We start from the raw sequence: 14013 nt of genomic DNA, 5'->3' as shown, positions 1-14013 counted from the left end.
CATGCCTGTCCGCATGCTCGCCGTGCACTACCCGGACTGGCCGGTCGTGGCGGCCGGGATCGCGGCGGACCAGCCCGGCGCGGTGCTGGCCGCCGGGCGGGTCGTCGCCGCGACCCCGGCCGCCCGGCGCGCCGGGATTCGCCCGGGGCTGCGCCGCCGGGAGGCGCAGGCCCGTTGCCCCGAGATCACCCTCGTGCCCGACGACCCGGGCCGTGCCGCCCGGGTCTTCGAGCCGTTGGTCGCCGCGGTGGAGTCGGTGGCCTCCGGCGTCGAGGTGCGCGGCCCGGGCGCATGCGTCGTCCCGGTGCGCGGCGTCGCCCGGTACTTCGGCGGGGTCGAGGCCGCCCGCGCCGAGGTCCGCCGGGCGCTGACGGCGGCCTGGCCCGCCGCGGTCCGGTTGGCCGGGTCGGGCGGGGTGGTTGGGTCGAGCGGGGTGGTTGGGGCGGGCGGAGTGGCCGAGGCGGTCGGGCCGGCGCCGCGCTGCGGCCTCGGGGTGGCCGACGGGCCGTTCGCGGCCGGGATCGCGGCCCGCGGTGAGGCGGTCGTTCCCCCCGGGGGGACCGCGGCCTTCCTCGCCCCGCAACCCGTCGACCTGCTCGGCGACGCCGAGCTCGTCGATCTGCTCCGCCGGCTGGGGCTGGTCACGCTCGGGAGCTTCGCCGCTCTCCCGGCGGCCGACGTCGCCGCCCGGTTCGGGCCGCCCGGAGACTGGGCGCACCGCCTCGCCCGCGGCGAGGATCCCCGTCCGGTGACCCCGCGTGAGCATCCTGTCGACCTTGGCGTCGCCGCGGCGTTCGACCCGCCGGCCGAACGGGTCGAACAGGCGGCCTTCGCCGCCCGCCGGCTGGCCGAGCAGGCCCATGACCGGCTCCGCGAGCATGGGCTGGCCTGCACCGGAATCCGGATGGAGGCGGAGACCGGCCACGGGGAACACCATGTGCGGACGTGGCGCCACGACGGCCCGCTCGCGGCCGCGGCCATCACGGACCGCGTCCGCTGGCAGCTCGACGGCTGGCTGGCCGGCTCGGCCTCGGCCGGCGACGAGGTCGCCCACGCCGCCGTGCCGCCCCGGCCGCGGGGCGCGGCCGAGGCGGGGTCGGCGGGGCCCACGGCCGGGGTGGTCCGGCTCCGGATCGAACCGGTGGGGCTGGTGCCCGCGGACGGCCGCCAGCTCGGGCTGTGGGGGGAGCCGGGGGCCGCCGCCGCGCGGGTCGGCCGCGCCCTCACCCGGGTGCAGGGGCTGCTCGGTCCGGACGCCGTCCTCACCGCGGTGGTCGGCGGTGGCCGCGATCCCGGGGACCGGATCCGCCTGGTGCCCTGGGGGGAGCCTCGGGTGGCCACCGGGCTGGACCGGCCGTGGCCCGGGATCCTGCCGGCCCCGGCCCCGACCCTCGTGCACCGACCCCCGCTGGTGGCCAGCGTCCTCGACGACGCCGGGGAGCCGGTGGGGGTCAGCGCCCGGTGCACGGTGACCGCGCCGCCCGCGCGGCTGGCGATCGGCGCGGGCCCGCCGATGCCGGTGACCGGCTGGGCGGGGCCGTGGCCGGTGGACGAGCGCTGGTGGGACGCCGACGCCCGCCGGCGGGCCCGTTTCCAGATCAGCGTCGCCGAGGGGTGCGCGTACCTGCTCGCCGTCGCGGGCGGGCGGTGGTGGGTGGAGGCGTCCTATGACTGAACCGGCAGCGGCCGGCCTGGCGGGCGGCGGCCGGGGACGGGACGCGTCGGCCCGCACCGGTCAACCCGGCGACGGCGGGGATAGCCCGGCCTGGTCGCGCAAGCGGGCCCCCTACCGGCCGCGAGCGGGGCTGCGGGCCGCCCCGGCCGCGACGGTTCCCTACGCCGAGCTGCACTGTCATTCCGCGTTCAGCTTCCTCGACGGCGCGAGCCAGCCGGAGGAGCTCGTGGAGGAGGCGGTGCGGCTGGGGCTGTCGGCGCTCGCGCTCACCGACCACGACGGGCTCTACGGCGTTGTCCGCTTCGCGGAGGCGGCCCGGGAGGTGGGACTGCGGACCGTCTTCGGGGCGGAGATCTCGCTGGGGGCACGGGCGGCCCGCGCGGGGGAGACCGATCCCGACGGTGACCACCTGCTCGTCCTCGCCCGCGACCCGGAGGGCTACCGGCGGCTGGCCCGGCTGCTGTCCGACGCCCACCTGGCCGGCGGGGAGAAGGGCCGACTGGTGGCCGAGCCCGAGGACTGTGCCCGGGCGGCCGGCGGGCACTGGCAGGTGCTCACCGGATGCCGCAAGGGCACGGTTCCCCGGGCCCTGGCCCGCTCCGGTCCCGCCGGCGCCGGGGCCGCCCTCGCGGAGCTGGCGGAGCTGTTCGGCCGGGAGAACGTGGCTGTGGAGCTTGCCGATCATGCCCATCCGCTGGACTCGGCCCGCAACGACGCCCTGGCCGAGCTGGCCCGCGCCGCGCGACTGCCCCTGGTGGCGACCGGTAACGTCCACTACGCCGCGCCCGGTGCGGCCCGGTTGGCGGCGGCGATGGCCGCCGTGCGGGCGCGGCGCAGCCTGGCGGAGATGGACGGCTGGCTGCCGGCTGCGGGCACCGCGCACCTGCGGTCCGGCGCGGAGATGGCGCAGCGGTTCGCCCGGTTTCCCGCCGCGGTGGAGCAGGCGGCCCGCATCGGCGCCGAGTGCGCCTTCGATCTGCACCTGGTCGCGCCGCGGCTGCCCGACTTCCCGGTTCCCCCGGGGCACACCGAGGCGAGCTGGCTGCGGCTGCTCACCATGCAGGGCGCCGCGCGCCGGTACGGCCCGGCGGGACAGGAACGGATCGCCGGTGCCTATGACCAGCTTGCCCACGAGCTGAGGCTGATCGAGCAGCTCGGTTTTCCCGGCTACTTCCTGATCGTCCATGACATCGTCGAGTTCTGCCGCCGGCACCGGATCATCTGCCAGGGACGGGGCTCGGCGGCGAACTCGGCCGTCTGCTACGCCCTGGGCATCACCGGGGTGGACGCCGTCTCCTTCGGCCTGCTGTTCGAGCGTTTCCTCGCCCCGGAGCGTGACGGGCCGCCCGACATCGACCTGGACATCGAATCCGGGCGGCGGGAGGAGGTGATCCAGTACGTCTACCGGCGCTACGGGCGGGACCGGGCCGCCCAGGTGGCAAATGTGATCACCTACCGGCCGCGGTCGGCGGTGCGGGACGTGGCACGCGCCCTGGGCTTCTCCGCCGGGCAGCAGGATGCCTGGTCCCGCCAGCTCGACCGGTGGTCCATCCCCGCGGCCGGGTCGCCGTCGGGCGACGGCGGCCCGGAACACGACATCCCGCCCGAGGTGACCCACCTGGCCGACCGGCTGCTCGGGTTCCCCCGGCATCTCGGCATCCACTCCGGCGGCATGGTGATCTGTGACCGCCCGGTCGGGGAGGTCGTCCCGGTGGAGTGGGCCCGGATGCCCGGGCGGACGGTGATCCAGTGGGACAAGGACGACTGCGCGGCCGCCGGCCTGGTCAAGTTCGACCTGCTCGGGCTCGGCATGCTCTCGATGCTGCACAAGGCGTTCGACCTCATCCGCAGCCACCACGGCCGCGACCTCGACCTGTCCCTGATCCCGCCGGAGGATCCGGCGGTCTATGACATGCTGTGCGCGGCCGACTCCATCGGGGTGTTCCAGGTGGAGAGCCGCGCCCAGATGGCGACGCTGCCTCGGCTGCGGCCCCGGCGCTTCTACGACCTGGTGATCGAGGTGGCGCTGATCCGGCCCGGGCCGATCCAGGGCGGGTCGGTCCACCCCTACATCCGTCGCCGCAACGGGGCGGAGGAGGTCACCTATCCGCACCCGCTGCTGCGTCGGTCCCTGGCGAAGACCCTGGGCATTCCGTTGTTCCAGGAACAGCTCATGCAGATGGCGATCGACATCGCCGGGTTCTCCGCGGCGGAGGCCGACGAGCTGCGCCGGGCGATGGGCTCCAAGCGGTCCGCCGAACGCATCGAACGGCTCCGTGAGCGGCTCTACGCCGGGATGGCGGCCAGTGGCATCACCGGCGCGCTGGCCGACGACCTGTTCACCAAGCTGTCCGCCTTCGCGAACTTCGGGTTCCCCGAGAGCCACTCGGTGAGCTTCGCGTTCCTGGTGTACGCCAGCTCCTGGATCAAGCTCTACTACCCGGCCGCGTTCTGCGCCGCGCTGCTGAACGCGCAGCCGATGGGCTTCTACTCGCCGCAGAGCCTGGTCGCCGACGCCCGCCGCCACGGCGTCGAGGTGCTGCGGCCGGACGTCAACGCCTCCGCGGTCGGGGCCAGCCTGGTCGGCGCGCAACCGCGGGTCCGGCTCGGCCTGTCCGGGGTCCGGCGGGTGGGGGAGAGCCTGGCCCGCCGCATCGTCGAGACGCGAGCGGCGGGCGGCCCCTACGCCGACATGGCCGATCTCGTCCGCCGGGTCGGCCTGTCCGTCGATCAGGTCGAGGCACTGGCCACCGCGGGGGCGTTCGCCTGCTTCGGGGCGACGAGGCGCGAGGCGCTGTGGGCGGCCGGTGCCGTGGCGCAGGCCCGCCCGGACCGGCTCGACGGGATGGTCTTCGGCGCCGACGTCACCGCCGTCGCGCCGTACCTGCCGGGGATGACCGAGGTCGAGGAGTCCGTGGCCGACCTCTGGGCGACGGGGATCACGACCGAGGGCTACCCCACCCGGTTCCTCCGGGAGCGGCTCACCGCCCAGGGGGTGACGGCGGCGTCGGGTCTGCGCGACGCCGAGGCGGGCCGGCGGGTCCTGGTCGCCGGGATCGTCACCCATCGTCAACGGCCTGCGACGGCAGGCGGCACGACCTTCGTCAACCTGGAGGACGAGACGGGCCTGGTGAACGTGATCTGCTCGCCCGGCGTCTGGACGCGCCATCGGGTGGTGGCTCGCACGGCGGTGGCCCTCGTCGTCCGCGGTCGCCTCGAACGGGCCGAAGGGGTGACCAACGTGATCGCCGAGCGGATGTGGCCGCTGCCGGTCGCCGTCACCTCCCGCTCCCGGGACTTTCGATGATCCACTCGTCCGCTGTTGCGCGCAGCGTAGCCGTCGTTCACTATCGGTTATCTCTTGGGGTGCTGCGCGTGACGAAGCGGGTGATCATCGATGGCTCTCACCGGTTCTGGGCTCCGGCATCACGGCGCGCATCGGAGGGCGTACCGTGCCGCGCCGTCCGCCGTGGCCCGCCGCAACGCCTGGGTGCTACAGATCCTGGGAATGTCGGTCGGCGGGCTCGCGGTCGGCGTCGCCATCGGCCTCGTCGTGGGCCGCTGACCCGCCGTGGGCCGCTGACCCGCCCGCGCCCGACCGGGCCGACCGGGGTGGGCGGCTGGGGGGAGGAGGCGGTGTCGATGGCCGACCATGTCACCGGCGGCGATCTGCGGCAGGCCGCGATCTGGCACGGTCTGTGGGCAGTCCTGCCCCGCCCGGCCCCGCTGGCCCCGGTCGACCAGGCCACGGAGGCCGGGACGGGGGTACCGGGTGAGCCGGTGGTGGGGGCGCGCCGGCCGCTCGTCGTCGACGCCGGTGGAGGCAGCGGCGGCTTCGCCGTGCCGATCGCGGCCGCCGGCTACCGGGTCGTCGTGGTGGATCCCTCGCCCGACGCGCTGGCCGCCCTGCGCCGGCGCGTAGCCGAGCGGGGGCTCGGCGGACGGGTCACCTCGATGCAGGGGGACCTGCGTGACCTGACCGGCATCGTCGGCGCCGGGCAGGCCGACCTGCTGCTGTGCCATTCGGTGCTGGACGTCGTGGACGACCCGCAGACCGCGCTCGCGCAGGCGCTGGGGGTGCTGCGGCCGGGTGGTGCGCTCAGCGTCGTCGTGGCCGGTCTCGCCGCCGCGGTCCTCGCCCGCGCGCTGGCCGGGCAGTTCGAGGCCGCCCTCGCGGCGCTCGTCGAGGACGCGCCCCCCGAGCATCGGCCGTCCGGCACGGATCACGGCTCGTCGGCGGGCAGGGAGCCGGCAGCCGGTCGGGCGCCCCGGCGGTTCACCACCGCCGAAGTCGTCGCGCTGGTCCGGGCCGCGGGGGCGGAGGTGCTCGACGTCCACGGGGTGCGGATCTTCGCGGATCTGGTGCCGGGGGAGCGCCTGCCCGACGCCCTGGCGACGCGGCGGCTGCTGCGTCTGGAGCTTGCGGCCGCCGGGCGCGAGCCGTTCCGGGCGTTGGCAGCGCAGCTACACGTCCTTGCCCGCAGCCCGGGCGGCACGGGTTCCCATGGGCGCTGAGAGCACGATCCTGCACGTCGACATGGACGCCTTCTTCGCCTCGGTGGAGCTGCGCCGCCGGCCCGAGCTCCGTGGCCGGCCCATGATCGTTGCGGGGGGTGAGCGTGGGGTGGTGCTGTCGGCGACCTACGAGGCCCGGGCGTACGGGGTCCGCAGTGCGATGCCGATGGCGCGGGCGCTGCGCCGATGTCCCACCGCGGCGGTGGTCGCGCCCGACCACGCCGCGTACCGGGCGGCCTCGGTCGAGATCATGAAGATCTTCCGGGACGTCACCCCGCTGGTCGCCCCCCTGTCGGTCGACGAGGCGTTCCTCGACGTCGCCGGCGCGCGGGCGCTGTTCGGGTCGGCGCCGCGGATCGCCGCGGACATCCGCCGGCGGGTGGCGGCCGAGCAGGACCTCACCTGCTCCGTCGGCGTCGCGCCGTCGATGTTCGTCGCCAAGATCGCCTCGACTCGGTGCAAGCCGGACGGGCTGGCGGTCATCGCCCCCGACGAGGTGCTCGCCTTCCTGCATCCGCTGCCGACCGGGGCGCTGTGGGGCGTCGGCCCGCGGGCGGAGGCCACCCTGACCCGGCTGGGGCTGCGCACGATCGGGGACATCGCGGACACCCCGGTGGACACGCTGCGCCGGGCGCTCGGGGACGCCGCCGGAACCCACCTGCACCGGCTGTCGTGGGGGATCGACGAGCGGCGGGTGGATCCCGCCACCACGGAGGTCACCGTCGGCGCCGAACGCACCTTCGCCACCGACCTCACCGAGCCGGCCGCGCTCGCTCGGGAGCTGCTGCGCCTGTCCGGACGGGTGGCCGGCCAGCTCCGGCACCGGCACCGGCGCGCCCGGACCATCTCGGTCAAGGTGCGCTACGGCGACTTCCGGACCGTGACCCGCGCCCGTACGCTGCGTGATGGCACCGACGTGTCCCAGGCGATCTACTCCACCGCGACGGACCTGGTGACGGATCTGGGCCTGCTCGGGGGCGGCCGGGTCGCCGGCGCCGAGGTCATGGCCGTGCGCCTGCTGGGGGTGCGGGCCGGCAACCTCGTCGACGCGGGGGGCGGCAGCAGGCAGCTACTGCTCGGGGAGCGGCCCGACGGCTGGGCGGAGCTGGACCGGGCCGCCGACCGGGCGCGTGACCGGTTCGGCGCGGGCGCGGTCGGTCCGGCGGCCCTGCTCGACCGGCCCGAGGGGCCCCCGCCGGGCCCACCGTGACGACGGCGTGTCCGGGCATGAACGCCGCTGCTTCGGGCACGGGACACGTGAGGTGATTGGCTCGGTTCCAACCGGCATGACGGGTTGCCTACCGCACCCGCCCGCGCATGCCTATTCTTGGTTGTCAGGTTCCGTCTGCCGGACCTGTAGGTCGTGGGAGGAGCGTCGATGCCGCTCTCGGAGAACGAGCAGCGCCTTCTGGAGCAGATCGAGCGCGCTCTCGTTGAGGATGACCCGAAGTTCGCCAGCACCGTGCGGTCGACGGACCCCCGCACGTACCTGCTGCGCCGGGTGCGCCGCAGTGCGGTGGTCTTCCTGCTGGGGCTCGCCGTCCTGGTGGTCGGCGTGGTGCTCAACCGGGTGCCGCTCACCGTCATCCTCGGCATCCTCGGGTTCCTGATGATGCTGTTCGCCGCGCTGCGCGGGGCCGCCGACCTGCGTCGCATCAGCGGGCGCGACACAGGCGGCCGCCGGCCCGGCGGCCGGGGCCGGTCGAAGGGACGATCCCGGGCGAAGGCGCCCTTCATGGAACGGGTCGAGGAGCGCTGGCGGCGCCGCTGGGAAGACCGGCCCTAGCCGGCGCGGAATCTCCCCGTCGTCCGGGCGGTCTCAGGGGCCGTCCGGCGGCGCTGATCCACCGCTGCGCGCCGGCTCGGGGACACGGGCCTCGGCATCGTTCACCGTCGCGGGCCGCGGACCGTCACCGGGGCGGCCCGGTCCGGTGTCCGTGCGGTGCCGCCGCAGGTACCGGCGGATCCGGCCGGCGCGATCGCGGCCCGGTTCGTCCGGCTCACGGCGGCGGAACACCGACGGCGGCGCAAGGCGGGCCATGATCCGGCGGGTTCGCGGGGCGACCGCCCAGAGTGTCCCGGAGGCGGTGGCGACGTCCCGCCTCACCTCGGCCTGCGGCGGCGGGGCAGCAAGTTCCGGCGGCGCGTACCGGGCCCGCTCCTCCGCGGCCGCCAGCCGGGCCAGCGCCTCGCGGGCTTGGGGGTACGACCGTGCGGCCGGCATCGGGTCGCCCTGGGAACCGGCCTGCGTCGCCGCGGTGGCATCGGCCTGGTGGTCGACCGCCGGGTCGGACCGCTGCGCGGGCTCGGGTTCGGCGTCGAGGTAGGCGGTCAGCCGGGCCACCCCGGCCCGCGGCGAGTCGCTGACCCGGATCGTGATGCCGAGGTCGGAGGCGACGTCGAGCAGCTCCGCCCAGGCGTCGTGCACCTGGTCGACGCCCTGCGCGCCGGTCCGGCCGGGCGGGCCGCCGACGGCGGCCCCTGCCCCGCCGTCGGGTTGACCGTGTCGCAGTCGGGCCCGCCGCCGCCGGAACCGGATGATCGCAGGGGTGGCCAGCAGGGCCGCCACGGGCGGAACGGTCGCGCACAGCCAGATCACCCAGGCGGGGACGCCGGGGGAGGTGTCGGTGTCCTCGCCCGCGGTCGGGGGGTGCGTCGCGGTCGGGTCGTCGGGGTTCGCCCCGGCGCTGGGCATCGGGACCGGCACCGGCTCGGGCAGCACCTGGGCGCCGGACGCGCTCTGCTCGCCGGGGGGCGCGGCCGCCCCGTCCGGATCGTCGATGCCGGCGGGCGCGTACGAGGGCGCCGCCGTCGCCCCGTCCGAACGCCGGGTCGGCTCGAAGCTCACCCAGCCGACCGAGGGGAACCACACCTCGGGCCAGGCGTGCGCCTGCCGGTTCGTGATCAGGTAGCTGCCGTCCGCCTGCTGCTCGCCGGGCACGAAACCGATGGCGACCCGGGCGGGGAGGCCGAGCATCCGCACCATGACGGTCATCGCGGAGGCGAACTGCTCGCAGTACCCGCGGTGCGACTCGAAGAGGAACTCGGCGAGGGCACCTTCCTGGGTGGTCGGCGCGCCCGTCAGGTCGTAGGTGAACAGCGGCCCGCGCAGGTGCTGCTGGATCGCGTACACCTTCTCGTAGGGGGTACGCGCGTTGCGGGTGATCGATTCGACGAGCTGACGCAGGCGGGGGTCGAGGTTGTCCGGCAGCGCGGTGTCCACGGTCAGATCGGCGGGGGTCGGCCCGGTCGCGGCCTCCAGCTCGGCCCGGGTCGGGTTCGGCGCGGTCGCGTCGACCTGGTAACGCACGCCCGCGGTCGAGGTCCGGGTGGAGAAGATCGTGCCGGTCGGGGCGGCCAGCCGCCAGTCGCCGGCAAGTCCCTTGATCTTGGTGGGGATGCCCGGGACCGGCAGGTAGAGCTCGTTGAACCGGGTGGTGACGGCGATGTCCGCGCTGACCTGCGCCGTGGTGCCGCCGAGGCGCGGCTTCGGCAGGCCCTCGCTGACCCGGTTGTCCCGGGTGGCGTTGAGCGCCCGCAGGGTGAACAGCTGCCCGTCGAAGTTCTCCAACGCCGTCAGGCGCAGATACCGCGGGGTCTGCGAGCGCACGCTGAGCAGCGGCACCTGCTTGCTGGCGTGCAACTGCTGGCTCACCGAGACGATCGGCTGCACGACGCTGGCCGAGCTCGGCCCGTCTCCGGCGCCGTAGCCGCCCTTGCGCGACACCAGCCCCTCGCCGTCCAGCGACGGCAGGCCGAGCGGCACCGCGACGGCGACGAGCAGCGCGGCGAGCGCCACCCCGAGCGCGTTCACGGTGAGCCGGCCGCCGAACGCCTCGCGCTCGCCTCGCCCGCGCCCGGCGTCGGACACCGTCCGGCCCCACCGGCCGAACGCCAACCGACCGTCCAGCAGCAACAGCGCGACGAAGCTCGCCGCCCCCAGCAGGAACGGGACGGTGCCGACCCCGCCGGGCAGGATCGCCGCGGACACCGCGTACAGGGCCAGCAGCGGCAGCCCGCCGAGGGCTGGGCGGTCCAACGTCACGACGATCAGATCGACGACCATGACGACGAGGTAGATGCCGACGACGGTCAGGACCACCAGCCCCGGCCGGTGCGGCACCGGCGCCGCCAGCCGGGAGATGTCCGAACTGCCGCCGGCGATGAGCGCGCGCAGCGTCCGCACCGTCCCGGCGGTCGGCACCACCCCGAGCAGCGCCGTCCCCCGGGCGCACAGCACGGTCACGGTGCCGACGAGCCCGACGAGGCTGAGCAGGACGGCGGCCGCGACCGGCAGCCGCAGCAACCGGCCGAGCATCGCGGTCGCCACCGCGACGACGACGGCGATCACGACGGGCCGCATCCACCACAGCGTCCCGTCGAACAGCCGGGACAGCGCGCTGGTGGACAGCAGACAGGCGGCCGCGGCGACGACGGTGGGAACCGGGCGGACGTTCACCGGGCCGACCGGCGCGAGGGCTGTCCCGCGGCCCGGGCCGCCGAGGCCGGCCCGCCGCCACGATCGCCCCCACGATCGTCCGCGCGGTGGGCGCCGGCGAATCCCGACTGGCCCGCCAGCGTCGTCACCCGCGGCCACACCGAGGCGAGGCTCATACCCTGCCGTGCGACGAGGACGGCCCAGCCGGCGCGGGTCAGCGCCGTCCGCGCCGCCGCGAGGTCGGTGGCGGCCGCCGGGTGGGGGTGCCAGCTCGTCACGTCGACGAGGACGGCGATCGCGGGGGCACGGTGCGAGCGCGCTGCGGCCAGCGTCGTGATCTGGGCAGGCTCCGCGTGGCCGAGTACGGCGACGAGCAGGCCGCCCCGGTCGCCGCCGGGGCGGCGCAGCGCGGCGAGCGCCGGGTGCAGCGACTCGGCGTCGACCGGGGCGAGCGTGGACAGTTCGTCGAGCAGCCCGGAGACGGTCGCGCCGGCTGCGGTCGTGACCTGCCCGCGGTCGGTGAGCAGGCGGACCCGGTAGCCGCCGCGGACCAGGTGGAGCCCGATCCCGCCGACGGCGCTGACCGCCCATTCGAACGCAGATGAGGGGCCGGAGTCCGGCCAGGCCCGCACCCGGGTGTCGAGCAGGATCGCCGCGGCGCCGGTCTGCGGGTGCTCCTCGCGCCGGACCATCAGCTCGCCGCTGCGGGCCGTCGTCTTCCAGTGGACCTTGCGCAGGTCGTCGCCGGACCGGTACGGCCGGGTGGTCGTCTCGTCCTCGCCGACGAGGCCGGTGGCCCGGCGCAGCTCGGCGCTCACGCTGGCCGAGGCGCCCGGCCGGGCCGGCGGGAGCCGCTCGACGGCGGGCGCGACGATCAGTTCGTCGAGGCTGCGGAAGCTGCGGGACAGCTCGCAGAGCCCGAACGGATCGCCGAGCCGGATCGCCATCGGCCCGATCTGGTAGCGGCCGCGGACCGATGCACGCAGGGCATAGGAGAGGTCACGGCTGCCGCCGGGCTCGATCCGGTCGAGCACGAAGCGGGCGCCGCCGCCCAGACCGGAGCCCGTCGTGTCCTCCACCAGCAGCACCGACGACGACGAGCGGCTGACGTTCTCCAACTGGATGCGCACGCTGACCCGGTCGCCCGCGGTGACCCGGCGCGGTTCGAGCCGGCGCGTGCAGGACAGCCGGTAGCGGGTGCGGCAGACGACCGCCGCCGCGAGCACCGGCAGGCTCGCGACGAGCAGCCCGATGCGCAGCAGGTCCTGCTCGCCGAGAATGATCGCGGACACGGCGCAGGCCGCCCCCGCGGCGAGGAACGACCGGCCGCGGACCGTCAGGCCGCGCAGCGCCGCGACAAAGTCCCGCACACGGATCTCTAACGGCCGTGCCGGGCCGGGCGTGCCGTGCCGGGCCGGGGAATGGGGATCCGGTGCAGGACCTCGGTCAGAATCCGGGCGGCGACCTCGGTGCCGGGCTCGCCGGAGAGCATGATCTCCGGGTGCAGCAGCAGGCGGTGCGCCATCACCGGGATGGCCATCTCCTGCACGTCGTCGGGCAGGACGAAGGCGCGCTGGTCCAGTGCGGCGCGGGCGCGGGCGGCCCGGATGAGGTGCAACGCCGCCCGGGGGGACGCCCCGAGCGCGATCTCGGGATGCACCCGGGTCCCGCCGACAAGGTCGACGATGTAGTGCCGCACCTCGGGGGACACGTGCACGGTGCGCACCAGGGAGATCAGCCGGGCGATCTCGGCGGCGTCGGTGACCGGGGTGATGCCGGTCAGGGGGTTGGCGTTGCCGTGGTTGTCGAGCATCGCCATCTCGGCGGCGGGGGAGGGGTAGCCCATGGAGATGCGCGCGGTGAAGCGGTCCCGCTGCGCCTCGGGCAGCGCCCGGGTGCCCTCCATCTCCACCGGGTTCTGGGTCGCGATGACCATGAACGGCGACTCCAGCCGATAGGTGACCCCGTCGACGGTGACCTGGTGCTCCTCCATGCATTCCAGCAGGGCGGACTGCGCCTTGGGCTCGGCCCGGTTGATCTCGTCGCCGACGACGATGTTGGCGAACACCGGGCCGGGGCGGAACTCGAAGTCCCGCGTGCCCTGGTTGTAGACGCTGACGCCGGTGACGTCGCTGGGCAGCAGGTCGGGGGTGAACTGGATGCGCCGCACCCGGGCGTCGATGGAGCGGGCGAGGGCCTTGGCGAGCATGGTCTTGCCGACCCCGGGGACGTCCTCGATGAGCAGGTGGCCCTCGGAGAGGAGGACCACCAGGGCCGTGGTGATCGCCTCGGACTTGCCGTCGATGACCGTCTCGACGCGCGCCCGGACCCGGTCGGCGATCTCGGCAAGGTGGCCGATGTCGGCCACCGGGTCACGCCAGTGGAGCAGACCTGGGTCGGTCACCACTAGTTGGCCCCCCTCCGGGTGTCGGGCTTTCGGGCTGCGCGGAGCCGGCCCCGACGAAACCCGTCCCCCTCCCGAGTGTGACATCCACAGCGGCCGTGCAGGCCACCGTGGTCAAGGAAACATGCCCGAGACCGGGCCGGCGGTGGGGGGCGCCAGGTGGCGGGCCCCCCACCCGCCGAGCCCCGGTCGACGCGCGGGTGGGGCCGCTCGATCCTCCGTAGATAAGAGACTTTCCTACCAATTTCAGGGGGTTTATACCAGTCCTTGTGCGGGCATCACGCGCGCCTGATGTCGGAGTGGTTTCGGTGGGGTGGCGCGGGGTGTTGAGGGGGTGTCGGGTGGGGGGCAGTGGAGTAGAGTGGCGCGCAGTGGGGGACAGGAGCTAACGGTTGACCGTCGCGGGGTGACCTGGCGCTGTCTTCCCGGCAGCGGCAGGGAGGTTGCCGGTGTTTCTCGGCAGCCACACGCCACGACTGGATGACAAAGGGCGGCTGACCCTGCCCGCGAAGTTCCGGGACGAGTTGGAGGGGGGGCTTGTGATCACGAAAGGGCAGGAACGATGCCTGTACGTCTTCCCGATGGCGGAGTTCACCCGGATCAGCGAGTCCCTGCGCACCGCCCCGGTCACGGCGAAGGCGCTGCGCGACTACAGCCGGGTGTTCTTCTCCTCGGCTGCTGACGACGCGCCGGACCGGCAGGGGCGGATCACCATTCCCACCCCGCTGCGCACCTACGCGGGGCTGACGCGCGACTGCGTCGTCAACGGGGCGAACACCCGGGTCGAGATCTGGGACGCCCAGCGCTGGCAGGCCTACCTGGAAAGCCAGGAGGAGAGCTTTGCCGAGCTGTCCGAGGAGGTCCTGCCCGGAGTTATCTGAGCTGCCCTGGGATCTCGCGATCCGGACGCCCGAAACACGTGTTCCGGCCTACGCCCGCCCCCGCCCCTCCGGCCGCCCCTTCCCCGGTGGCCGGCACGGT

10 protein-coding genes are annotated in these 14013 nt (G+C 75.1%); 7 read left to right on the top strand and 3 right to left on the bottom strand.

What is annotated here, in order from left to right; translation table 11 throughout:
* The first annotated feature begins 1 nt into the window (after position 1).
* From AC5R91_RS09790 to AC5R91_RS09765, 6 genes are all read left to right on the top strand, one after another.
* Complete coding sequence (locus AC5R91_RS09790; protein ID WP_495396828.1) at positions 2-1675, top strand: DNA polymerase Y family protein; 1674 nt, start codon at positions 2-4, stop codon at positions 1673-1675.
* Positions 1668-4982, top strand: coding sequence for an error-prone DNA polymerase (locus AC5R91_RS09785; protein ID WP_495396827.1), 3315 nt, complete (start codon positions 1668-1670; stop codon positions 4980-4982). The genes AC5R91_RS09790 and AC5R91_RS09785 overlap by 8 nt, the downstream gene beginning before the upstream one ends.
* A 90-nt stretch (positions 4983-5072) precedes the next feature.
* The gene (locus AC5R91_RS09780) at positions 5073-5240 is read left to right on the top strand and encodes a hypothetical protein (RefSeq protein WP_495396826.1); all 168 of its coding nucleotides are present in this window, start codon (positions 5073-5075) and stop codon (positions 5238-5240) included.
* A gap of 77 nt (positions 5241-5317) precedes the next feature.
* Positions 5318-6190, top strand: coding sequence for a methyltransferase domain-containing protein (locus AC5R91_RS09775; RefSeq protein ID WP_495396825.1), 873 nt, complete (start codon positions 5318-5320; stop codon positions 6188-6190).
* Positions 6180-7400, top strand: a complete 1221-nt coding sequence (dinB, locus tag AC5R91_RS09770; protein WP_495396824.1) for a DNA polymerase IV — start codon at positions 6180-6182, stop codon at positions 7398-7400. The genes AC5R91_RS09775 and dinB overlap by 11 nt, the downstream gene beginning before the upstream one ends.
* A 168-nt stretch (positions 7401-7568) precedes the next feature.
* Positions 7569-7976: an SCO2097 family morphological protein gene (locus AC5R91_RS09765; protein WP_495396823.1), complete on the top strand. Its 408-nt coding sequence runs from the start codon at positions 7569-7571 to the stop codon at positions 7974-7976.
* A 33-nt stretch (positions 7977-8009) separates the two neighbouring features.
* On the opposite strand, the gene AC5R91_RS09760 is transcribed toward AC5R91_RS09765, so the two are convergent.
* Genes AC5R91_RS09760 through AC5R91_RS09750 form a run of 3 tightly spaced genes read right to left on the bottom strand, consistent with a single transcriptional unit; the run spans position 8010 to position 13035 of the window.
* Positions 8010-10649 (bottom strand): transglutaminase TgpA family protein, encoded by a 2640-nt coding sequence (locus AC5R91_RS09760; protein WP_495396822.1) that lies wholly within the window; start codon positions 10647-10649, stop codon positions 8010-8012.
* Positions 10646-11998 (bottom strand): DUF58 domain-containing protein, encoded by a 1353-nt coding sequence (locus tag AC5R91_RS09755; RefSeq protein WP_495396821.1) that lies wholly within the window; start codon positions 11996-11998, stop codon positions 10646-10648. The genes AC5R91_RS09760 and AC5R91_RS09755 overlap by 4 nt, the downstream gene beginning before the upstream one ends.
* A gap of 8 nt (positions 11999-12006) precedes the next feature.
* Positions 12007-13035, bottom strand: coding sequence for an AAA family ATPase (locus AC5R91_RS09750; RefSeq protein WP_055406569.1), 1029 nt, complete (start codon positions 13033-13035; stop codon positions 12007-12009).
* A 446-nt stretch (positions 13036-13481) separates the two neighbouring features.
* Between AC5R91_RS09750 and mraZ the strand changes: the two genes are divergently transcribed.
* Complete coding sequence (gene mraZ / locus AC5R91_RS09745; RefSeq protein WP_044883597.1) at positions 13482-13913, top strand: division/cell wall cluster transcriptional repressor MraZ; 432 nt, start codon at positions 13482-13484, stop codon at positions 13911-13913.
* Positions 13914-14013: the final 100 nt, after the last annotated feature.

The organism is Frankia sp. BMG5.60 (genome assembly GCF_059428125.1).
The sequence above is the reverse complement of the archived record's forward strand: the minus strand, read 5'-3'. Positions and strand labels throughout refer to the sequence as shown.

Excerpts from the sequence above, each read along its gene's own strand:
- AC5R91_RS09790 (WP_495396828.1), top strand. The coding sequence starts at position 2 with ATGCCTGTCCGCATGCTCGCCGTGCACTACCCGGACTGGCCGGTCGTG.
- AC5R91_RS09785 (WP_495396827.1), top strand. The coding sequence starts at position 1,668 with ATGACTGAACCGGCAGCGGCCGGCCTGGCGGGCGGCGGCCGGGGACGG.
- AC5R91_RS09780 (WP_495396826.1), top strand. The coding sequence starts at position 5,073 with ATGGCTCTCACCGGTTCTGGGCTCCGGCATCACGGCGCGCATCGGAGG.
- AC5R91_RS09775 (WP_495396825.1), top strand. The coding sequence starts at position 5,318 with ATGGCCGACCATGTCACCGGCGGCGATCTGCGGCAGGCCGCGATCTGG.
- dinB (WP_495396824.1), top strand. The coding sequence starts at position 6,180 with ATGGGCGCTGAGAGCACGATCCTGCACGTCGACATGGACGCCTTCTTC.
- AC5R91_RS09765 (WP_495396823.1), top strand. The coding sequence starts at position 7,569 with ATGCCGCTCTCGGAGAACGAGCAGCGCCTTCTGGAGCAGATCGAGCGC.